Raw genomic sequence first — 19,902 nt, forward strand, 5'->3', positions numbered from 1 at the left:
TCAGATGTAATCGATAACCTCGTTTCTTCATCCTCTTTCATGCAGTCTAAGGAGCTCCTTTGGTCGGCAGTAGAGGAATTGAACCTCCAACCTCTTCCATGTCAAGGTGATCTACTCCCCCATGTCATTCATCCCCGTAATATGTATAGGTCAAAACCTTGTGTACTGTAAACAGTTTCTCCAAGCATTACGTCCGCAAAGTAACTGTCAGTCTTCAAGCTTCAACATTTCATTATAGCTAGTAATATTCTCTCAAATTCGCACAAGAGGACTCCCACCTCTAAGATGGCGAGGTGAAGTCATTTGCGAACTCATCGAATAAACGATATAAAAAACTTTTGTAGGCATCACCTTTTTTCTCCAGAAGCTGCTATCGATACATGTATATAATTGAAACCTTTCTTCCTTACCAGCAATTTTTTTACTCTATTTTTTTCGGTTCTGTTTTTTAGGTTGTGTTTTTTTCGGTTTTATTTTTTTCGATTCTGTTTTTTCCAGCTCTGCTTTTTTTCGTTTTGTTTTTTTCGGCTCCGTTTTTTCCAATTCTGTTTTTTTCAGTTCTGTTTTTTCCCCTTTTGTTTTTTTCGACTCTGTTTTTTCAGGCTCTATTTTTTTCAGTTCTGTTTTTTCCCGTTTTGTTTTTTTCGATTCTGTTTTTTCCTGTTCTGTTTTTTTCCGTTTTGTTTTTTTCGGCTCTGTTTTTTCCTGTTCTGTTTTTTTCTGTTTTGTTTTTTTCAGCTCTGTTTTTTCCGGCTCTGTTTTTTTCGATTCTGTTTTTTTCGATTCTGTTTTTTCCTGTTCTGTTTTTTTCCGTTTTGTTTTTTTCGGCTCTGTTTTTTCCTGTTCTGCTTTTTCCGGCTCTGTTTTTTTCGGTTCTATTTTTTTAGTAATAATTCGTAATGCCGAATTGACCAATTTTTCTACAGGCATATTCTCGATAAGGGTACTGAGAGTAGACTCCTTCTCAACCGATGATTTCTCTGAGTCTTCTTTTTCTCCACCCTTTTCTTGATTCTCTAATTTATCTAACTCCTTTTGAACAAACAACTTCCACTCCGAATCGCTCTCCGGTTTCGAAACTGCCGAAAGTACTTCTTCATCTGCGATCGGATTAGAATCCGTTTTCCCCAACTCTTTTTGGATAAACCGTTTCCACTCCAAATCGCTTTCCTGTTTCGAAGCTGTTAAAAGTGCTTCTTCATCTGTGACCGGATCAGAATCCGTTTTCTTCTGGATATCATCCATTGATCGGAAACCTCCTTTTATATGTTTATGACTCCTTATATGTTTATGTGGGTTAATGAATCTAGATTGGACTGAAGTGGAATTCATCTAATAATAGTCCAGTACCTATATGATCTGAGATATTTGCTCATATACTGAATTATTCATAAGAGGAGTGAAAGTAGATGGAAACAAGGAACATGGATGTTGCGGATAAAATATTATTCATTCTGGGTATGAGTTTATGTGGCGTACTTGTTTTCGTACTAGTGGTGGGCGTTATCGTTGCATTGCTTACATCTCGGAACGGCAAGAAACTAACAGGAACGATTGATTCCGTTCTGATACAAGATGACGATGGTTGTGACCGCGTTGAAAACCAAATCCAACGAGTAGAGGCTGAAGCGAATCAGTTTCAAAACGAGGAAAGAGTCGAGAATAGCTAAATGCAGTATCATAAGGAGGTGAAGCAATTGGCTGGAGAAAATAAAGAGTCTTCAAAAATTTTTCACGAAATCAATCAGGCATTCAGATCCTGTACTGCTACCTACACGACATCGGTCAAAAATGGAGCAGACATAGCTAAGCAAAAAATCATAGAAGCTGTAGAAAATCGTGATCAACCCATCGAAATCGTTTTAGTACAATTATTCGAAGCCATAAAGATGGGCGTACAACATGCTGGTAAACAAATACTCGACTCCGGAATCGATTTCGTCGAACAAATGAAAGCAAAAAAATAAGACTGCCTCTCAGCAGATCATTCACTGTTGAGGCTTGCATCCTCAAAAGCATTGGAAAACTCTAAGAAATACGTTCATTCTGTAGAGCTAGGAATTGATCCGTTATTCTTTTTTCAGAACCGTATTCTTATTTGTTTGTTCTTTCATCATCCATTGCTGCAAATGGTGTCCGATGATGCTCGGATGGAAATATTCTAGCATCTGAATCCCAGGTTTACATCCGAAATAAATGAAGTATTTTTTGTAAGGCACCTTATTTTGCATATTAGGAAAGTGAATCTTAATCGGTCGTTGAAAAAGATCAACCGTTTCCTCTTCGTTAATGAATCCGGAGTCGGTCACCTCTCGTAATGTGCGCAATCCGAGTGAGCTGATCGCTTTTCCTATTCCCTCTTGTCGATGCGCAATTTTCTCGAACAAAACAGGAGGTACATGCTTAGAATATACAAGCGCAATGTTGTGTGACACGACGAATCGACTTTTCTCGCAGATCAATACCGATTCTCGAATATAGGACGGGCCTCCCGAGGATTCACCCATCAGGTTTGCATCCTCTTCACCAATTTGTTCTTGCCGTATCACATGTGCAAAAACTTTCTCGTTTGACAGCATTTCTAGCAAATCCGTTGTCCTTCCATCCGTTACTAACAAAAGGTCGAATATCAATCCTTGTAAAACATCCGATACCTTTTGCTCAAATTGTGAGTCTACCATACTCTCACCTCCGTCAGACAATTGTGCGCGCTTTTCGACAGTTATTAAAAAATGGTCAATGGTACAGACCGGAATCGCAAAGCCCTTTCCAGAACGTATGAAACTCATCTATGTTGACTTGCTGATTGGCGTCGGAGAGAGCAGCTGAGGGATTCGGGTGCACCTCAACCATAAGCCCGTCAGAGCCAGCTGCTAACGCCGCCTTTGCACAAGGCAGCAAAATATCTTTCCGCCCAGTAGAATGGGTGACATCCACTAGAACTGGAAGATGGGTCTCCTGCTTTAAAATTGGAACAGCGGAAATATCAAGCGTATTGCGAGTCATTGTCTCGAAAGTACGTATACCACGTTCCATTAACATGACTTGATCATTTCCTTGGTGTAGTATATATTCTGCTGCTAACATAAACTCTTTCAAAGTAGCGGAAAGACCACGTTTCAGTAGAATAGGTTTCTTCGTTTGACCGACGGCTTTCAGCAGGTCGAAGTTCTGCATGTTACGAGCGCCTATTTGAAAAATGTCGATATAACGGGCAGCTGTATCGATTTGAATGGGACTCATAACTTCGCTGTTGGTTATCAATCCAAATTCATCCGCAACTTCCTTCATAATTTTCAATCCCTCTTCACCGAGCCCTTGAAAATCGTAAGGAGATGTTCTCGGTTTGAACGCCCCACCGCGTAAAATCGTTAAGCCGGCTTCCTTTAGAGCGGAAGCAACCGTTACAAGCTGATCTCTCGATTCGACTGAGCAGGGACCTGCGATCAGCGTATGGGAAGAACCACCAATCACCGACTGCTTAATATTAATAATCGTATCTTCGTTTTTATGTTGACGGCTTACGAGAAGCTGTGATTTCTCTTGCTGCAATTTATCGCTCATGATTAACAATCCTTTCTTTCCGTATAATAGGAATCTTCCTAACCAATTATCGTTATGTTATCGAATTCTATGGATCTATTTCTATGTGTCGTTACTTCGCTTTTTGATATATACAGGCTTTATCGATGGAACGTTATTCATGAGCTCAACACGATCAACCAATGTAGTGATTTCAACGGAAACTGGCACTTGAAGTCGAGAAGATAATTGAGAACGGACGTATTCCTCTGACCATTTTCTAGAATCATGCGAATCTAGTAAAAAGTGCAATCCCTCTGCCTGCTCTAGCACCTTCCAAGCATCCGGAGCAGGAAACAATGAATATACGGCTTCCTGAATATCCATTGCGTCTAAGACGATGTTTCCAAAACGTATTCGATCCTTGCTTCTGCCGTAATGAACCAAGTTCGCTCCAGTTCGACCACAATCACATAAACAGGGTTCTACAGAGATAATATCCCCATTAAAGTATCTCAACAGAGGAGAACCTTGATGGGAAAGCGTCGTGATCGCCGCAAACCCTCTTTTTCCGGAAGCAAGGGAGCTCGAACCATCCTCATTTAGTACTTCTATAAAAATATCTAATTCTGCAATATGCATTGTGCCATACTCACACATTGTAGCGATATTGGAAGTTTCCGTCGAACCATACATATTAAACACAGGCACGTTCCACAGCTTTTCTATATGTTCCCTTCTCTTGTCGCTCATTAATTCACCAGCGACGCATATAGCGCGCAGAGTTGGAAAGTCCTTGCTCGGCTCAGAACCGCCGAGACGAGCCGCTTCGGCCAGCAATTCCATCTCACGCGGGAGTCCAGCTAACACCGTGACAGAAAGGTGTTTCATCAGACTTAACACCCTAAGGTAAGGAGTAACAATAGTACGTCCGCTTGCAGGAACAACTCCGGCTCCAGTAAGCCAGGCTGCATGCTGCATTAAAAATGCAGGCAGTGCCATTGCGTAAGGAAAGCGGATCAGCACCAGATCTTCAGACGTCAAATGCACGCCGCATTCCTTCAATTGTCTTCCACCATTCATCAAATCTGTTTGCGTAAACCAAGCAGCTGAAGGTTCCCCAGTCGTTCCGGTCGATTCGTGGTATTGAGCGATTTCCTTCATATCGACGGCAAGGTGACCAAAGATACCAGCTTTCCGCAAATCTTCTTTTGTAGTTAACGGAAGCTCCTGGATGTTACTCAATTCAATGCCGTTTAAAGCATGTTCCAATAATTTCGTCTTATACAGAGGGGATTTTAGAATACGCACATACATCTCCTGAAATTTTCGCGCTCTCTCTTTATCGATGTCATTCATTAATGCGCACCTCCTCTCTCGTTTTTGTATAGCTAATTGAATACTCTGATCGCTTTGCCGAACGTACGAGGAATATCGTCTCTGATTACGACTTCGCAATGTATCCCAATCCGATCAGCCATATGCTTTTGAATTTTTGCCGCCAATTGCTCGTCACTTAGCTTCGTCTGGTACTTCTCAGCTTCTATTGTGAGCAATCCTTGATTCAACTTAAGGTGATACCATAAACCTACTTCGGGAATCTCCATGAGAAAGTGCTCGATTAAGAATGGAGAATAGTCTTCGGTACCCAAGCGCAGCATCTGCTCCATTCGGCCTCTTAGCTGCAAAACGTCCATCGTGATTCCGCAATCGCATTTGGATTTCTGCAAGTTACCAAGATCTCCAGTTCTGTAACGTACCATCGGCATTCCTTCACGAAGCAGTGTGGTCACAACGATTTCTCCCGTTCGACCGTACGGAAGCACTTTCTCCGAAACCGGATCAATGATTTCGACTTTCACATGTCCTTCCATGACATGGTACCCTCTATGCTTACTGCATTCTACACCAACAACCCCGCACTCGGTTGAGCCGTAAAAAAACGAGACTTCGCATCCCCACGACTTTTCCAACCTCTCGCGGAAGGTGGAGGAGCATCCTTCGCCGGTAAGCCAAATTTTCTTTAAGCAAATATCTTCACCAATTTTTATACCGAACTTCTCACTTTCTGCTGCTAGGAGGGCTGCGTAAGACGGGGTTGTAGTTAGTACCGTAGCTTGATATTCCTTCATTAACTCCAACGACTTATCGATAGGAGCCATATAACCACCTTTTCCAAGCGAAAGAACTCCCGTACCAAATGCAAATTGAAATAATCGCTGGAAGCCAAGACCAGGCAACGCAAATTCATAAGGCAGCGCAATTGCTGCGACATCATCCTCCGATTCCTTAAAAAGCTCCAAATATTTCGGTAACAGATCGTATACATATTGATCAGCTAATGTATAAGAGGTATATATTGGCTTACCCGATGTGCCGCTGGTGAGGTGTACCTGACCTATTTCTCTCGGATCGACACATAATATCTTTTGTCTATCACCTCTAATGACATCTTTCTTCAGCATCGGAACAGTAGCTAATTGTTCTAAACTATCGATTTTAGGTTCTGTGAAGCCTGCCATTTTCAACGTTGAACGATAGTATTCATTTCGGTTCCACACATGAGCAAGAGTGGCGTTAACAGCTTTTAACTGATAATCTTCTATATTTTGATGAGGAAGTTTTTCGATGGTTTTTCCTTCATCATACAATTGCTTATAAAATTCATTAAATTGTTCTAGATGGGATGAATGATTGTCAATGGAGACTGTCATCTTATGAGTTTGAAACTTCATCTTAATCCTCCATTCCATGTATACTTAGTACACTTAGAATCTCCCCGAAGTAAAGAATGAGTGAGGGCATGATCCACGCGAAAAGGCGTAACCATTCCCTCATCTATCAACAGCAGTTGTAACATCTGTTATTACTCTCTAATTGTTTCTTTGAATAGTTTCAATCCATCTATATTAATTTTTTTCTTCCTTCTTTTTTGCCTCTCTCTTTTCTTGTTTCCGCTTTTCTTTGGCTTGCTTTTCTTCTATTTTTTTTGCTTTTTCCTCTTTCTTTGCTTTTTCCTTTTTCTTTTCTTGTTTCCGTTTATCTTTAGCTTGTTTCTCTTCTATTTTTTTTGCTTTTTCTGCTTTTTTCTCTTCTTTATTTAGCTCTATATCACTCACATTCTGCCCTCCTTCCATTTATTCTTTATGAAATGCAAGGAAAGTCAGACTTGATTCAGACAAACACACATAATGTAAAAAAAGAGCATTCCATCCAAACCGTTTATATAAACCATACATATCGTAACTAGCATATATCGTTTATTTTAAGGAAGGGGTAATCCGTGTTGTTACTCAGATTGGAAAATGATCAAGATTTCCAATATCTCCATACACGTCTCCTGATAAGCGGTCCAGCCAGTGGCTCAGATCAGGGTGGACTTTTTTTACTTGACTTTAAAAATAACGATTTGGAGAAGCTTTCCACTGGCAGTTGCTCGAGAATGACATTTGGAAGGAGGAATTGAAATGGAAAAAAACTACACTCATATAGAGCAATTCGAAAAAGGAAAAAGGGTGCTTACACAAGGCCTAGACGGAGATAAAAATGCGGTGAAAACCGCCTGTGAAATTTTCTTAAAACTTCGCAAAATCGAGCCTGACAACGCTCTTTTTGAAGCCTATTACGGTACTGCTCTTGCACTATTAGGACGAGATGCTGACCAGCCTTTGGAAAAAGCGGATAAAGCGCAAGAAGGACTAAATTCTTTGAATCAAGCGATTTCCATGGATCCAAATCAAAAGGAGATTCGGTTGTTACGTGCGAAAGTATGTCTGCGACTGCCAGAAGATTTCTTCTATTCCTCACAGACGGCGATCGAAGACTTCTCCTTCCTGCTGGATCGTCATAAAGAAGATCCCAGTTACCTCACTGATAAGCAAGTCAAGGAAATTATGGAGGATCTAAGTACTGCTTACCAAAATGCTGGAAAATTGAAAGAAGCAAATGAAATATTGCAACAATTAACTCAGATGAATAAACAGATGAATGAACAATTGGTGAATCCAAGTGAGAAAAATATCGAGATTTTACTTAAACAGATTATCACCCTACACAAGGCCGCCCAGAAAGGGAATAAAAAGGCCCTTCAAGATATGCAACAATTGTTGGAACGAGTGCGCCCCAACTATCCTGACCACCCGCTTGTAGATGCATACTATGGCGTCACCAAGTTACTATTGGCTCGGGATGCGACATCAGTATTGCATAAATTGAAGTGGTCGAAAACTGGACTTAAGCTTCTTGACGGAGCAGTAAATGCCGCCCCTCAGGATGACAGGATTCGACTGCTGAGAGGCAGAACCGCATTTAGATTGCCTGAAAAGCATTTCCACGTAGCCGAAACGGTAATTGAAGATTACACATTTCTCATCGATCGGGAATTGAATGAAACAGGCTTCCTTGAGACGGAAATTTACTTGAAGATTATCTACGAACTTGGTGAGATATATTGCCGAATCGGTCGAAATCAAGCTGCGGTTATGTGCTGGAAAAGGCTGAAGAATGAAACACAGGACCCTGATTTTCGGCATCTCCTCCAGCTAAAGCTTAAGTCTTTGGAAGGAAAACCAGCTGTTGAGCATAAACCGATCGCCGAGAGCACCACATCAATTTTGATAAAAAGGGCCGTTCGTGCCGCCGGGAGCGAGCTCCTTAGCTTGGCAAAACAGCAAATAGAGAAGGAATAGGAACAAGTTCCTTATTTGAATGGAAAGAGAACACGGCTCAGACTCGCTGATCATTTAATAATCCAACCTCCATATGGGAACAGCACATATCGCAACAAATAAATTATGCCAGAAGAGATTTATTTGTGTTGCTTTTACGGTTTGCAGAAGTACCAAGATTTTCAATATCGGAGGTCGATAGGAATGACAGATCAAAGCGTCAAAATAGAACAATTCGAGGAAGCCAAAACACTCCATAATAAAGGTGTGGACGGAGACAAAAAAGCAGTGATAAAAGCAAACGAGATACTCTCAAAGCTTTGTGAAGCCGAGCCTGAGAATGCGCTAATTAAAGCCTATTATGGCAGTACGATTGTTCTATTAGGACGGGATGCTGTTAAAATTCTGGAAAAAGCGGATAAAGCGCAAGAGGGACTAGATCTATTGAATCTGGCCGTTTCTTTAGACTCAAACCATAAAGAAATTCGGTTGTTGCGTGGAAACATTTGTCTGAGGCTACCGGAGTCCTTTTTCCATTGCTCGGAAACAGCAATCGAAGACTTCACCTTTCTGCTTGACCACTATAAAGTAAATTCCAATTACCTTACTCCAGAGCAAGCACAAGAAGTCCTGCGGAACTTAAGTTCAGCTTACCAAAATGCAGGAAAACCTGACAAAGCAAATTCTGTCTTACAGCATTTTGATCAATTGAGGAACTGAAGAAAAAATCATAAAAAAGAGAAGGCAGAGAAACACATAGAAATTCAAAGAGAGTACTCCACAGGATTATCTCCGCTATTAGAAAGGCAATGTAACCGCCGTTCATGAAGCGAATCAGCTGTTAGAACGGCCTCGATTACCCGGACAACCCTCAGCTGAGGCGAAGAAACAAGAAGCTCCCTGTAAGCATCACAAGAAGAAAATACGAAACTAGAGCAAGAATCATCCCCTTACCTGGGTAAATCCCAGGATCGGAAAGGAGGTGAAGCACATGTCAGAAATTATAAAAGGGGTCTTCAAGGAAGTAAAGAAAGAGATCATCCAGCTCTCCTCTGCTGCATTGAAAAGCGGCGCTGTTAACCTCGGCAAAGAACTTGTGAATGTGACGAGTGATGAAAAACAACTATCCAGTTTACAATTCGAAACGTTCATCAATGCATTGAAGACCGGTATCATAGGAACCGGCAAAGAAGTAATGACAATAGGACTGGAACGAATAAAGGAAAAATCCTCGCAGGAACAAAACTCGGAAGTGTCCGGGGAATCAACATCGACACAACAATCGGCAGAAGAGAAATAAAAAAGGAATTCTAAACGGAAAGGCTCAAGCCGTCATCTGACTGAGAGTCTTTCCCTTTTCATCCTCACTCTATTTCCTTTCGTAGAATATATTGATCTTGAATATCGTTCATTCTCGACCAGAGATTACGAAACTGGAGAGTGAGTAATTTTGGAAAAAGCATTCGTCAACGGCATTAACATTTGTTATGAATCGATTGGGGAAGGATTTCCTTTGATCGGACTTTCAGGAAAAAACAGCAACATGGACTGGTGGAGCCCGGCAATCAAGACCGCATTAGGCGAAAGGAACAGATTCATCATACTCGATTATCGGGGTACAGGTCGTAGCGACGATCCAACAGAAGCGTACAGCATCTCGGATATGGCAAAGGATGTCATCGGGCTAATGAACGCGCTCGATATCGAAAAGGCACATATTTTAGGCCAATCTATGGGGGGAATGATTGCACAAGAGCTTGCAATCGAAGAACCCAGCCGTGTGTCGAAATTAATCCTATGTTCCACGACCTGCGGGGTAAAACGGGTGCCGCCTTCTTTTCGGATGATGAAGTGGATGATGCGAAAGAACGCTGGATTTTCCCCGCAAGACACGCTAAGTATGCTTTACTCCAAAGCCTATATCCAAAAGAATTCGGACTTAATCGCTTCGTTCGTGGAACGAATGCAGATCGCTCCTTCAAGCCCTAGAAGCATGGAAATTCATCGTGAGGCAAGCAAGAGTTTCGATTCGTACCATCGGATTGGAAGAATTTCGGCATCAACGCTTATTATTCACGGTAAGGATGATTGGGTCTTCAGCCCAAAGCATGCTAAAATCCTGAACCGTCGTATTCCAGATTCCGAGCTGATTCTATTTTCCCATTCCGGTCACGGGGTCTTTTCACAGGAGCATCGCAAGGTGTTGGGAGAGATCCATCGTTTCCTACATTGATCGGTATTAACGAAACAAAAAAACGACTCTTATTCATTTTGAATGAGTAGTCGTCTTTTCATTCAGTCCAACTTTCCTAGAGTTGGGAGTCTTCTTGTACAAATTATGACCGTTAATCTTATTTGAAGTCTGACAAAGGATGCACTATTCAACTTGCAAATTGGTGTTTGTTAAGTGGGAATCAATGAAAAAAGTACTACCATATTTATCAGTTCTTTCATACCCTTTTAAATCCAACCTCTCGCCTGCATTGCTTCCACTACTTTCTTAATTGACTTTATGTAGGCAGCAGTACGTAAATCGGTTTGATACCTTTTTGCAAGTTGACTTACTTGGTGATAGGAATCAACCATAATCACTTTTAATTTTCTGTTTACTTCTTCTTCACTCCAATAATAATTCATTGCATTTTGTACTCCTTCAAAATAGGAAACTGTCACACCCCCAGCATTTGCAAGAATATCTGGTATGACTAGCACCCCTTTCTCAAATAAGACTTTATCAGCATCCGGTATTGTCGGTCCATTTGCTGCTTCTGCCACAATTCTAGCCTGAATTCGATGAGCATTATCTAATGTAATTACATTTTCTAAAGCAGCAGGAACAAGGATATCCACATCCAGTTCAAACAGTTCCTCTGGGTTGATTTGATAATCAGCACCATAATCTCGAATATTTCCTTGCTCTTTCACCTTCATCAATCGTTGAAGGTTCAACCCTTTTGCATCATAAATAGCCCCTCTTGAATCACTAACAGCAACAACCTTACTTCCCAATTCGGTTAACAACTTAGCCACATTCCGCCCTGCATTACCGAAACCCTGAATAGCTACTGTTGCATTTTCTAATGGCTTTTTCAACTGCTTCATCGCTTCGATCACTGTAAATACAACACCCTGTGCAGTCGCTTCTCCTCGTCCTTTTGAACCTCCGATGCTCAAAGGTTTTCCTGTAATCACTCCTGGGGAGAACGAACCATTAAACCGACTGAACGTATCCATCATCCAACCCATAATCTGTGAATTCGTATATACATCTGGAGCTGGAATATCTTTATCTGGACCAATAATTTGGATAATTGCTTCAAAAAAACCCCGGCTGATCCGCTCTAGTTCATCTTGACTCAATGACCGAGGATCAACAATCACTCCGCCCTTTCCACCGCCGAGCGGTAAGCCAACAACACTGGATTTAAATGTCATCCACATAGACAATGCTTTCACTTCATCTTCATTCACATCTGGATGAAAACGAATCCCTCCTTTGGTTGGGCCCATAGCATCATTATGTTGCGAGCGGAATCCTTCAAAGACACGAATTGATCCATCATCCATTTTTACAGGAAATGCAACTTTTAGTACACGTTTGGGGTGCTTTAAGATTTCTATCACATGTCGTTCAAGTTCCAATTTCTGTGCTGCTGTTTCAATCTGTTTTTGTACTGTTAAAAATGGATTATTCTCTTTTGCCTTCATCTTCGGTTCCTCTTTTACTTTTTAGATTTTAGACATGTTCAAGGAATTTCAATCACACACTAGCTTTATTTCAAGGTATTGTTTTACATAATATATATATCTTAACGTCTTGTTTAAGTCTTTGTACAGCATATAATTTTAGACCTGTCAGTTGAGTTGAAATAAAAATACTTAAGGGCGGATTCAGCTGTTTTCTTAATCCTCCACCATTAAGTAGGCATTTCAAGGGTCACTTCAATCATGCATAAGTCATTCAAAGACTGGATTAGTTTACAACATTTAAAGCGATATCCAACACTTCCTCAATAGAGCGGGCGGAGCGATTCCGTTTGATCAACGCCACACCGATCTCCAATGCAATCCGCTGTGCTCGTTGGCGGGCATCCGCATCTTCGATGTGGTCGATGTCCGCAACATGGATAAAACCATAGACACGACACAACATTATCACCCCAGCAAATCCGATAGTGTCCTGCAGCAGTCCTGCCATATACAAATCTTGATATCCTCGGGTCTTCGCCATCCGGTCAGCAACATGCTCGTTCCAAAACTCGCGAAACTGAAACTCAAATTGTGTCCATAAGTTTTGTATGGTATCCAACAGGTAATCACGGTAATCGGTGCGCTCTAGCACATCCCGGCTCCAACCCTCTTGGCCTGAATAGTTCAACAGAAGATTGGCGATAACAGTCCCGATATCAAAGCCCATCGGACCGTAGTAAGCAAATTCGGGATCAATGACCTTTGTAGAATCCGGTCTGATAAAGATATTATCTGTATGCAAATCACCATGCAGCAAAGCCTGTGCTTTCGTCAGAAATTTCTCCCTCAGCAGCATGACCTCCAGATGCAGCTCCTCATCCGACCAAATTTGCTCAACGGCATCACGAATAGAAGGTTCCACGATATTCACCCGAGACTTTGTATAAGGAGCGTATAAGATGAGATCTTCGGTTATATTACAAAGCTCCGGATTGATGAACGATTTCACCCGCAGTTTCTTCTCCAGTTGGTCCATGGCCAGATCCGAGGTGAAGAACAACGTCCGCGCCAAAAATAATCCGATATGCGAGGCAAACAACGGATAACGCCCCAGCTCCATCAGTCCGTGGCGCATGACAGTGTGGTCGCCCAAGTCCTCCATGACCATCAGCGCTAAATTCAAATCATACGCATATACCTTTGGTGTCATATCAGGACAAAGCTCTCCGTGAATGCGTAATGCTTCACATTCGAGGCGTACTCTGTCCAGTGTCAAGGGAACCGATTCGCCAATCACCTTGACGTAAGGCAGCGCCTGCTTCAGAATCAAGGATCGCTCAGATACAGGGTCCGATATATGAAACACATGGTTAAGATTGCCGTCGCCGATGGCTCGAGACTTCAGCTGCACACCATCCGGGAATACATCCTCGATGCCGTGTACATACTCGACCGCTTCTGCTTGTGTTAAGGTGTGATAATTTGTCATTTTCGCATCCTTCCTAATACCAATTCTATCTAGCCTAATCGAACACCGGCTGATGGCGTTCCATAATGACAAGGATTTATTGGCGCACATTTGATATCTTGGCGACCGCCCACTAAGATAAACAGCGTAAACTCGTTAATGTTATTAATATGCTAAAAATATATACAAAGTGATTGTGGATTACCTAGACACTAGCTTTTCGATGGCTGCTTATTTAAGCAATTAGAGTTGGGCAGCGAAATTCGAATGATAGATTTGAGTTCCGAGGACGATTCTACCATTGAAGAAAGCAATTATTAATAAAGATCTGGAGAAGTGAAGTCTTGACATAGAACAAGGCTTAAAAGTTGCAGATTTTTTTAAAGGCACCGAATCCCTGTAAATCTAGCGATTCAGTGCCTTTTTTCTCTTCCTGAGAGATCATTTAAATTCCATCCAACAAAATTCCTACTTGTTCTGCTACTACTTGAGTTGGTTCTAGTATTTCAAAGTTCACCTGAGTTTACATGAACATGATACGTTTAGTAGTAGTATTGGTAGAATTAGAATTATGGTTATTAATCTTCATCCGCATGTGCAATAGCATCGATCTCAATCATTGCATCAGGCGAATAAAGAGAAGATACCTCAACGAGGGTGTCTGCTGGATAGGGTTGTGACCACCATTTGCGTCGAAGTTCTACGATTTTTTCAAAATGAGACATGGAAGTGAGATAAATGGTTACTTTAATCACTCGGTCAACACCTGATCCAGCAGCCTTTAATGCACGATCCAAATTCTGAAATGCTTGATCTGCTTGTTTATCGAAATCTCCAATGCCAACTAAATTTCCATCATCGCCGATCGCAGCTTGACCAGATACGAAAACCAATCCGTTAGCTTTGATCCCCTGTGAAATAAGAAATGGTGTGTATGGATCTGGTTGCGTGTGTACTTGTTTAAAAGACATGATCTTTCATCCTCTCCGTTATAAAAATATAATGTATCGAAATTTCCTATATTAGAATCGGGCATATACGTTTATGTGTTTATAAAATAGTTTATATGTCTATCCTTATCGTCGAGCGCTTTACTTACAATCATCAATTCCACAATATAATCCTTCCAAGTTACGTTCTGTTTTTTGTTTGTGTAATTCATCATTCATTACTTTTTCAAATGTGTCCTTCGAACGAACGCCTTTTACAACCGTTCTGCCTATTACGAGAGTGGGAACAGACCGAATATCAGCCTCCGTATAAGCATGATCAAGTATTTGTTGATGCACTTTTTTGTATTTTCTTGTTTCTAATGCCTTTCTATATTCTTGCCCATCCAGCCCAATTTCTTCTGCTAACTTAGTCAATACATCAATATCTCCAATATCTTTTTCTTCTTGAAAAAATGCACGAAACATTCGATGGTTGTATTGGTTTGATTTGTTATGTTCCTTAGCAAATTGATATCCTTCAAAGGCTAAATGTGTATATGGTTGAGGAGAAACTTTAGGTAATACAATGGGGATTCCCATCTTTTTAGCCATTGGATAAACCGCCTGCATCCAAATGTTTTGTAAATAATCACCTTCTGGTTTTAATGTCTCGTCAGGATATGGACGTAACTCGAAAGGCATCCACTCCACTTCGACATCTTTGCCTTGTATTGCTTCTTCAAGAGGTTTTTCTATTAACATACAAAACGGACATACATAATCAGAATAAATTCGGATTTTTAGTGACATAGTATCACCCCCAAATGATTGGTACTTCTTATCAAACATAAGCAAGGATATTTTTTCGATGATCTTCCTCCTTGTGTAGTTTTGTTTCTCCGTTGTCAGTAGCATTTTATCTCTCAAATGTTATATAGTAAAATGATCTATATTAATATATATATCAAAATTAATGATACCTAGAGGAGATAGATTGACATGGAGTTAGCAGATTTGCGAGTGATCAGGGCTATTATCGCTGAAGGTAGTATCTCTAAAGCGGCAAAAAAATTGGGTTATGTTCAATCGAATATTACGGCTCGTGTCCGCAAATTGGAAACAGAATTAGGAACCCCTTTGTTTCAACGACATCCAAAAGGTGTATTTCCTAACGAAAAAGGTCGCTTGTTAAATCAATATGCATCTGAAATCCTTCAACTTTCTCAAGAAGCCGTGATGGCAGTTAAAGAACCGAACTATCCAACTGGTGAGCTTAAAATTGGAGTCGTGGAAACAGTTAGTTCTTCTCAACTGTTTATCCAAGCCCTTTCTAATTTTCAACAACAGTATCCATCTGTTACTTTATCATTGGTAACAGGAACCTCACTACAAAATTACGAACGATTAGTAGATCAACAACTAGATGGTGCATTTTTTACAGGTGAACTAGAAAGTTCGAAGTTAGAAGTAGAATTGTTAATAGAGGATAAAGTCGTTCTCGTAAAAAGTGATGACAAGAACAAACCATGCGAATTTACAACTGCTCCTGCTACCACTTGGGTTGTATTTCCTAAAGGATGTCCGTTTCGAGCTATGATTGAAGAATGGGTTGAAAGAGATCGGGGAGAAAAAGCAAATATAATTGAAGTAAGTACAACCGAAACTATGCTAAATTGTGTGAGAGCAGGGATTGGATATACATTATTGCCAGAATCAACGCTTAAAGAAAAAGAAGGTATTCATACCCACATCATTCCTGAAAAGTATCGATATGCAACGACTCGGTTCGTCCGTCGATCAGAGAAATACTACAATAAATCATTCGCTGCATTTTCACAATGCTTGAAAGTCGTGGGTACTGTCTAATTGACACACCACACACGGCTGAAGCCGTGGAATTCTTGGAGTGATAGTCTTATAACTTCATTAGCGAGCTAACCCCATGAGCTCCACGGTTGAACCGAGTTTTTGTTGAAAGGCCAATCATTTGTTTTAAATATTTCTGCGGGTGTTGCATCATTATCAATCCATACATTCTAATAAATTGTCAGTAAAATACAGTTCAATCTTCATCTAAAATTTTTCTATATTCTTTGTGAAATAAGCTATGATCCAAATCTCGTATATATGGAATTTTTCTTCTTTGTTCTTGAACTTGTTTTAAATCGATAGTAGAAATAATCACCTCATCATCTTGAGAGGCTTCAGCCAATACCTGTCCTTTGGGATCAATAATTCGTGAATGACCAGCAAAAGTAGTTTCTCCCTTCTCTGTCCCACTTCGATTTGCCGCAATTAAAAAGACACCATTTTCAAGAGATCTGGCGCGAGTCGCCTGTTTCCAAGCATATAGTCTTTCTTTACCAAATGCTGATGGATAAAGTAATAAATTAGCACCTTTCATGCTAAGAATTCGTGCTCCTTCTGGAAACCCAACTTCATAGCAAATTTGCAATCCGATATGAAGTGATTCAATGGAAAATATCGGAATTTGATTCCCCGTTTTAAATCGATATTTCTCCTGATCCCATAATAAAGATTTACGGTAAGAACCGATGAATCCCTCAGGACCTACTATAACTGCAGTATCGTAGATGAAATCGGTTTCTATTTCTTTTTCTAAAATCGCCGCAACAAGTACTACTTGATATTTTTTTGCAACCGATTCCATCCAATCAGTGACAGGTCCAGGAATAGGCTGAGCTAACTCTGCATCTTGTTCTTCCACACGATATCCCGTATCAAATAGTTCGGGAAGCACGATGATCTTTGCTTTTTTCTCTGCTGCTTCCTCGATCAATTTACTTGCTTTTGCATAGTTCAGTTGTCGATTACCTAAAATGGTATTCATTTGAACTGCTGCTACATTTATATTTCTATCATCGTGAAACATGTTAAGGCCTCCAATTTACCTGTTTCTACCCTTATTTTGATTTTATCTATTTATAGCTTAGAAAAAAGTTTATGATTCAAAAAAGCTATGCTGATTCGCATAGGAGAATACAGCTCAATTCTTTTGTTTAAGTGGAAATCATCGTTATAATAAGTGTGATTTAAATGGGTAATTTTAATTGATAAAAATATAGATAACTAAATAAGGGGTATTCTCATGACGAAAAGAGAAATCTTAATACCAGGCGGAGAAGGGCGCTCATTTAGCGTATACAAAAACGAATTTATTGTGGTAACAGACGTAAAAGGAAAACAAGTGGCTGATTTCATTGCATTGAATAAAGACAAGAAAGAAGAGTATTTATCCACAGCTCATACTCGAACGATGAACGGTAGAGTTTCCATAAAGAAAGGAGACATCCTATACAGCAACTTGAGAAATCCAATGTTTGAATTAGTAGAAGATGTAGTGGGGGTGCATGATACCATGTTTCCTTGCTGTGATCCAATGCGATATCTATTGGATTTCGGAATTGAAAATCATAGAAATTGCAGAACAAACTTTGCTGAAGCTTTTAAGGAGTATGGAGTAGAATATGAAAAAATTCCCGATCCACTCAATTTGTTCCAAAATTCTCCGTTGAGGCCAGATGGTACTTTTGGTGAAGCACAAGAACCAAAATCCCATGCTGGAGATTATGTCATCTTTCAGGCATTGACTGATGTGATCGTAGGAGTCTCTGCATGCCCTCAAGATCAAACACCATTGTGTGGCTGGGTGATTACAGATATTAAAGCCACGATCGTTCAAGAAATTTAAACCTAAGTTGGACACTCGGAGACCTATCAAATTGAACAAGAAGAGATTCTTGAGGAGCAGAATCTCTCAACTCCTTTTTTGTCATACAACCTATTTTTCTGGAAATATATTTGCATTTAGTTGATATTGACGAAGTTTACGGCTAATAGTTGATTGATTTACACCAAGGATGTTAGCTATTCGGGTGGTAGAACCATATTTTTGTAGTGCCATTGCTAATAAATCTTTTTCTACCATTTCTACAGCCTCTTTTAATGGCATAATATTATTTACTTGAACTTCTTTGTATGGCATAGAAATACTTGTAATTTTTTTTGGCAAATCATAGGAACTAATTAGTTCATCATCAGAGGTTAAAAGCACACTTTCAATCGTATTTTGTAACTCTCTTATATTTCCTGGCCAATGATAAGCTTGTAATTTTTCAATAGAAGTATCAGTCAATTTCTTATTCAATTTATGTTTTTTGTTTGCTTTTTGCAAAAAATGAATAGCTAATACGAGAATATCATCTTTTCGTTGGCGTAATGGAGGGATGTTCATTTCAACCACATGTAACCGGTAATAAAGATCTGCACGAAACCTACCTGCAGCGATTTCTTCTTGAAGATCTCGATTGCTAGAAGCAATAATTCTTACATTCACTTTTGTATGTCTTCTTCCTTTTACCCGAACAACCTCCATTGTTTCTAAGACACGTAATAATTTTGCTTGTAATGAAAGAGACAAACTACTGATTTCATCTAGATATAATGTACCTTCATGAGCCATCTCAAAGAGACCTAACCTTGTTTTCTCAGGTTGATCTTCCTGTTCCTCGCCAAATAATTCTGTTTCAAGTAATTTTTCCGAGATAGAAGAACAGTGAAAAGTAACAAATGGTTTACTATGCCGTAGACTCCATTTATGAATAAAGGAAGCTAGAATTTCTTTTCCCACACCCGATTCACCAGTGAGTAAAACGGTCGTATCTGTTTTGGAGATTTTTTGAGCTAGATTGATGATCTTCTTCATGTGACTACTCCGATAAATGATATTGGTTTCAACCTCATCTTTTTTTCGTAATTCCATCAATTCTTGTTTATATCCATCGGATAATTTCTTAAGTGATTCCAGCTCCATCTGAAGTTGGCTTACTCTGGTAATATCACGAGAAGCATTTACAATACGAACAATATTTCCTTGGTCATCCTTGATCGGTGTACCTACTACCATCAGTTTACGTCCAGCTTTAGTTGTTTGGATTAATGACACCTTTTCTTTTTTTTCTAGTACTAATCTCGTAATAGATGGTTTAAAAACTTCTTTCTTCTCTAATTCATAGATACTTTTCCCTATTAAATCTCTTTTTTTAAGACCCCAGAGATTTTCACAAGCAGAACTTACTCGTAATGTAATACCATTTGCATCAGAAACATAGATCACATCATATGAAATATCAAAAATCGCTTGTAGATCAGCACTAAGATCTCGATAGTACTCGACTTCTTGCATTAACTCTTCAACTTCCATTGTTTTTTTGATAATAAATACAAAAGCCGTTTGTTCTTCTTTACTATACATAGGATGTATTTGTAAATGATAATTTATATTTCTATATTTAAATGGGAATATTTTTTGTTCCATTTGATGGATATCATTCGGAATGATCGAAGGAAACTTATTGAACCACATACGATGTAAAACTTGTTCTTTTGTACATAAAAGAGCTTCACAAGCATACTTATTCATATCTAAAATCGAAAAATATTTATCCAAAAAAACAATACCCAGAGGAATATCGTCCAAAGAAATAGTAGAAAACAAATTTTTATTCATTCCGTTCACATCCCTGCCTAGAATTAGATAATTGTCAAGGGTAAAAAGGAAAGACACAAAAAGCGTGCATTTATTTTTTGCACACTTTTTGTA

General features: G+C 39.7%; 19 protein-coding genes and 1 pseudogene. 8 read left to right on the forward strand and 12 right to left on the reverse strand.

Features of this window, described 5'->3' with window-relative positions:
• Positions 1-426: 426 nt before the first annotated feature.
• Positions 427-1,245: a hypothetical protein gene (locus AC5WOE_RS06915; RefSeq protein ID WP_496052205.1), complete on the reverse strand. Its 819-nt coding sequence runs from the start codon at positions 1,243-1,245 to the stop codon at positions 427-429.
• A gap of 164 nt (positions 1,246-1,409) precedes the next feature.
• On the opposite strand from AC5WOE_RS06915, the gene AC5WOE_RS06920 reads away from it, so the two are divergent.
• Positions 1,410-1,670 (forward strand): hypothetical protein, encoded by a 261-nt coding sequence (locus tag AC5WOE_RS06920; protein WP_496047908.1) that lies wholly within the window; start codon positions 1,410-1,412, stop codon positions 1,668-1,670.
• A gap of 27 nt (positions 1,671-1,697) precedes the next feature.
• The gene (locus AC5WOE_RS06925) at positions 1,698-1,967 is read left to right on the forward strand and encodes a hypothetical protein (RefSeq protein WP_496047909.1); all 270 of its coding nucleotides are present in this window, start codon (positions 1,698-1,700) and stop codon (positions 1,965-1,967) included.
• Between the two features lie 102 nt (positions 1,968-2,069).
• Here AC5WOE_RS06925 and AC5WOE_RS06930 read toward each other — a convergent pair whose 3' ends face one another.
• From AC5WOE_RS06930 to AC5WOE_RS06950, 5 genes and pseudogenes are all read right to left on the reverse strand, one after another.
• Positions 2,070-2,681 carry a 4-hydroxybenzoate synthetase gene (locus tag AC5WOE_RS06930; protein WP_496052206.1) on the reverse strand — a complete coding sequence of 204 codons (612 nt, stop codon included), beginning with the start codon at positions 2,679-2,681 and terminating at the stop codon, positions 2,070-2,072.
• 55 nt (positions 2,682-2,736) lie between these two features.
• Positions 2,737-3,549 (reverse strand): annotated as a pseudogene (locus tag AC5WOE_RS06935) (bifunctional 3-deoxy-7-phosphoheptulonate synthase/chorismate mutase); the annotation flags it as partial.
• Between the two features lie 96 nt (positions 3,550-3,645).
• Positions 3,646-4,881: a phenylacetate--CoA ligase family protein gene (locus AC5WOE_RS06940; protein ID WP_496047911.1), complete on the reverse strand. Its 1,236-nt coding sequence runs from the start codon at positions 4,879-4,881 to the stop codon at positions 3,646-3,648.
• Positions 4,882-4,913: 32 nt separating this feature from the next.
• A complete protein-coding gene (locus AC5WOE_RS06945; RefSeq protein WP_496052207.1) occupies positions 4,914-6,257 on the reverse strand; it encodes a phenylacetate--CoA ligase family protein in 1,344 nt (447 codons plus the stop codon).
• Positions 6,258-6,431: 174 nt separating this feature from the next.
• Positions 6,432-6,641: a hypothetical protein gene (locus AC5WOE_RS06950; protein ID WP_496047913.1), complete on the reverse strand. Its 210-nt coding sequence runs from the start codon at positions 6,639-6,641 to the stop codon at positions 6,432-6,434.
• Positions 6,642-6,989: 348 nt separating this feature from the next.
• Between AC5WOE_RS06950 and AC5WOE_RS06955 the strand changes: the two genes are divergently transcribed.
• From AC5WOE_RS06955 to AC5WOE_RS06970, 4 genes are all read left to right on the forward strand, one after another.
• The gene (locus AC5WOE_RS06955; RefSeq protein WP_496047914.1) at positions 6,990-8,210 is read left to right on the forward strand and encodes a tetratricopeptide repeat protein; all 1,221 of its coding nucleotides are present in this window, start codon (positions 6,990-6,992) and stop codon (positions 8,208-8,210) included.
• Positions 8,211-8,393: 183 nt separating this feature from the next.
• Complete coding sequence (locus AC5WOE_RS06960) at positions 8,394-8,909, forward strand: tetratricopeptide repeat protein (RefSeq protein WP_496047915.1); 516 nt, start codon at positions 8,394-8,396, stop codon at positions 8,907-8,909.
• Positions 8,910-9,180: 271 nt separating this feature from the next.
• Entirely contained in the window at positions 9,181-9,489 is a 309-nt protein-coding gene (locus AC5WOE_RS06965) for a hypothetical protein (protein WP_496052208.1), read from the forward strand.
• Between the two features lie 150 nt (positions 9,490-9,639).
• Positions 9,640-10,422 (forward strand): alpha/beta fold hydrolase, encoded by a 783-nt coding sequence (locus AC5WOE_RS06970; protein WP_496047917.1) that lies wholly within the window; start codon positions 9,640-9,642, stop codon positions 10,420-10,422.
• Positions 10,423-10,649: 227 nt separating this feature from the next.
• On the opposite strand, the gene AC5WOE_RS06975 is transcribed toward AC5WOE_RS06970, so the two are convergent.
• The 4 genes from AC5WOE_RS06975 to AC5WOE_RS06990 form a co-directional block, all read right to left on the reverse strand.
• The gene (locus AC5WOE_RS06975) at positions 10,650-11,897 is read right to left on the reverse strand and encodes a Glu/Leu/Phe/Val family dehydrogenase (protein ID WP_496047918.1); all 1,248 of its coding nucleotides are present in this window, start codon (positions 11,895-11,897) and stop codon (positions 10,650-10,652) included.
• A 265-nt stretch (positions 11,898-12,162) separates the two neighbouring features.
• The gene (gene mtnK / locus AC5WOE_RS06980) at positions 12,163-13,368 is read right to left on the reverse strand and encodes an S-methyl-5-thioribose kinase (protein ID WP_496052209.1); all 1,206 of its coding nucleotides are present in this window, start codon (positions 13,366-13,368) and stop codon (positions 12,163-12,165) included.
• Between the two features lie 557 nt (positions 13,369-13,925).
• Positions 13,926-14,318 carry a RidA family protein gene (locus AC5WOE_RS06985; protein ID WP_496047920.1) on the reverse strand — a complete coding sequence of 131 codons (393 nt, stop codon included), beginning with the start codon at positions 14,316-14,318 and terminating at the stop codon, positions 13,926-13,928.
• A 120-nt stretch (positions 14,319-14,438) separates the two neighbouring features.
• Positions 14,439-15,089, reverse strand: a complete 651-nt coding sequence (locus tag AC5WOE_RS06990; protein ID WP_496047921.1) for a DsbA family oxidoreductase — start codon at positions 15,087-15,089, stop codon at positions 14,439-14,441.
• Between the two features lie 189 nt (positions 15,090-15,278).
• Here AC5WOE_RS06990 and AC5WOE_RS06995 point away from each other — a divergent pair, with 189 nt between their 5' ends.
• Positions 15,279-16,145 carry a LysR family transcriptional regulator gene (locus tag AC5WOE_RS06995; protein WP_496047922.1) on the forward strand — a complete coding sequence of 289 codons (867 nt, stop codon included), beginning with the start codon at positions 15,279-15,281 and terminating at the stop codon, positions 16,143-16,145.
• A gap of 196 nt (positions 16,146-16,341) precedes the next feature.
• Here the strand turns inward: AC5WOE_RS06995 and AC5WOE_RS07000 are convergent, their stop codons facing one another.
• On the reverse strand, positions 16,342-17,172 hold the full coding sequence (locus AC5WOE_RS07000) for a carbon-nitrogen hydrolase family protein (protein WP_496047923.1): 831 nt from the start codon (positions 17,170-17,172) through the stop codon (positions 16,342-16,344).
• A 216-nt stretch (positions 17,173-17,388) separates the two neighbouring features.
• Between AC5WOE_RS07000 and AC5WOE_RS07005 the strand changes: the two genes are divergently transcribed.
• Positions 17,389-17,991 carry a DUF1989 domain-containing protein gene (locus AC5WOE_RS07005; protein ID WP_496047924.1) on the forward strand — a complete coding sequence of 201 codons (603 nt, stop codon included), beginning with the start codon at positions 17,389-17,391 and terminating at the stop codon, positions 17,989-17,991.
• A 90-nt stretch (positions 17,992-18,081) separates the two neighbouring features.
• Here the strand turns inward: AC5WOE_RS07005 and AC5WOE_RS07010 are convergent, their stop codons facing one another.
• Entirely contained in the window at positions 18,082-19,809 is a 1,728-nt protein-coding gene (locus AC5WOE_RS07010) for a sigma-54 interaction domain-containing protein (RefSeq protein WP_496047925.1), read from the reverse strand.
• Positions 19,810-19,902: the final 93 nt, after the last annotated feature.

Source organism: Shimazuella sp. NTD248 (assembly GCF_059510395.1).

Coding starts and splice junctions, on each gene's coding strand:
- AC5WOE_RS06915 (WP_496052205.1), bottom strand. CDS start 1,245: ATGGATGATATCCAGAAGAAAACGGATTCTGATCCGGTCACAGATGAA.
- AC5WOE_RS06920 (WP_496047908.1), top strand. CDS start 1,410: ATGGAAACAAGGAACATGGATGTTGCGGATAAAATATTATTCATTCTG.
- AC5WOE_RS06930 (WP_496052206.1), bottom strand. CDS start 2,681: ATGGTAGACTCACAATTTGAGCAAAAGGTATCGGATGTTTTACAAGGA.
- AC5WOE_RS06940 (WP_496047911.1), bottom strand. CDS start 4,881: ATGAATGACATCGATAAAGAGAGAGCGCGAAAATTTCAGGAGATGTAT.
- AC5WOE_RS06945 (WP_496052207.1), bottom strand. CDS start 6,257: ATGAAGTTTCAAACTCATAAGATGACAGTCTCCATTGACAATCATTCA.
- AC5WOE_RS06955 (WP_496047914.1), top strand. CDS start 6,990: ATGGAAAAAAACTACACTCATATAGAGCAATTCGAAAAAGGAAAAAGG.
- AC5WOE_RS06960 (WP_496047915.1), top strand. CDS start 8,394: ATGACAGATCAAAGCGTCAAAATAGAACAATTCGAGGAAGCCAAAACA.
- AC5WOE_RS06965 (WP_496052208.1), top strand. CDS start 9,181: ATGTCAGAAATTATAAAAGGGGTCTTCAAGGAAGTAAAGAAAGAGATC.
- AC5WOE_RS06975 (WP_496047918.1), bottom strand. CDS start 11,897: ATGAAGGCAAAAGAGAATAATCCATTTTTAACAGTACAAAAACAGATT.
- mtnK (WP_496052209.1), bottom strand. CDS start 13,368: ATGACAAATTATCACACCTTAACACAAGCAGAAGCGGTCGAGTATGTA.
- AC5WOE_RS06985 (WP_496047920.1), bottom strand. CDS start 14,318: ATGTCTTTTAAACAAGTACACACGCAACCAGATCCATACACACCATTT.
- AC5WOE_RS06990 (WP_496047921.1), bottom strand. CDS start 15,089: ATGTCACTAAAAATCCGAATTTATTCTGATTATGTATGTCCGTTTTGT.
- AC5WOE_RS06995 (WP_496047922.1), top strand. CDS start 15,279: ATGGAGTTAGCAGATTTGCGAGTGATCAGGGCTATTATCGCTGAAGGT.
- AC5WOE_RS07000 (WP_496047923.1), bottom strand. CDS start 17,172: ATGTTTCACGATGATAGAAATATAAATGTAGCAGCAGTTCAAATGAAT.
- AC5WOE_RS07005 (WP_496047924.1), top strand. CDS start 17,389: ATGACGAAAAGAGAAATCTTAATACCAGGCGGAGAAGGGCGCTCATTT.
- AC5WOE_RS07010 (WP_496047925.1), bottom strand. CDS start 19,809: ATGAATAAAAATTTGTTTTCTACTATTTCTTTGGACGATATTCCTCTG.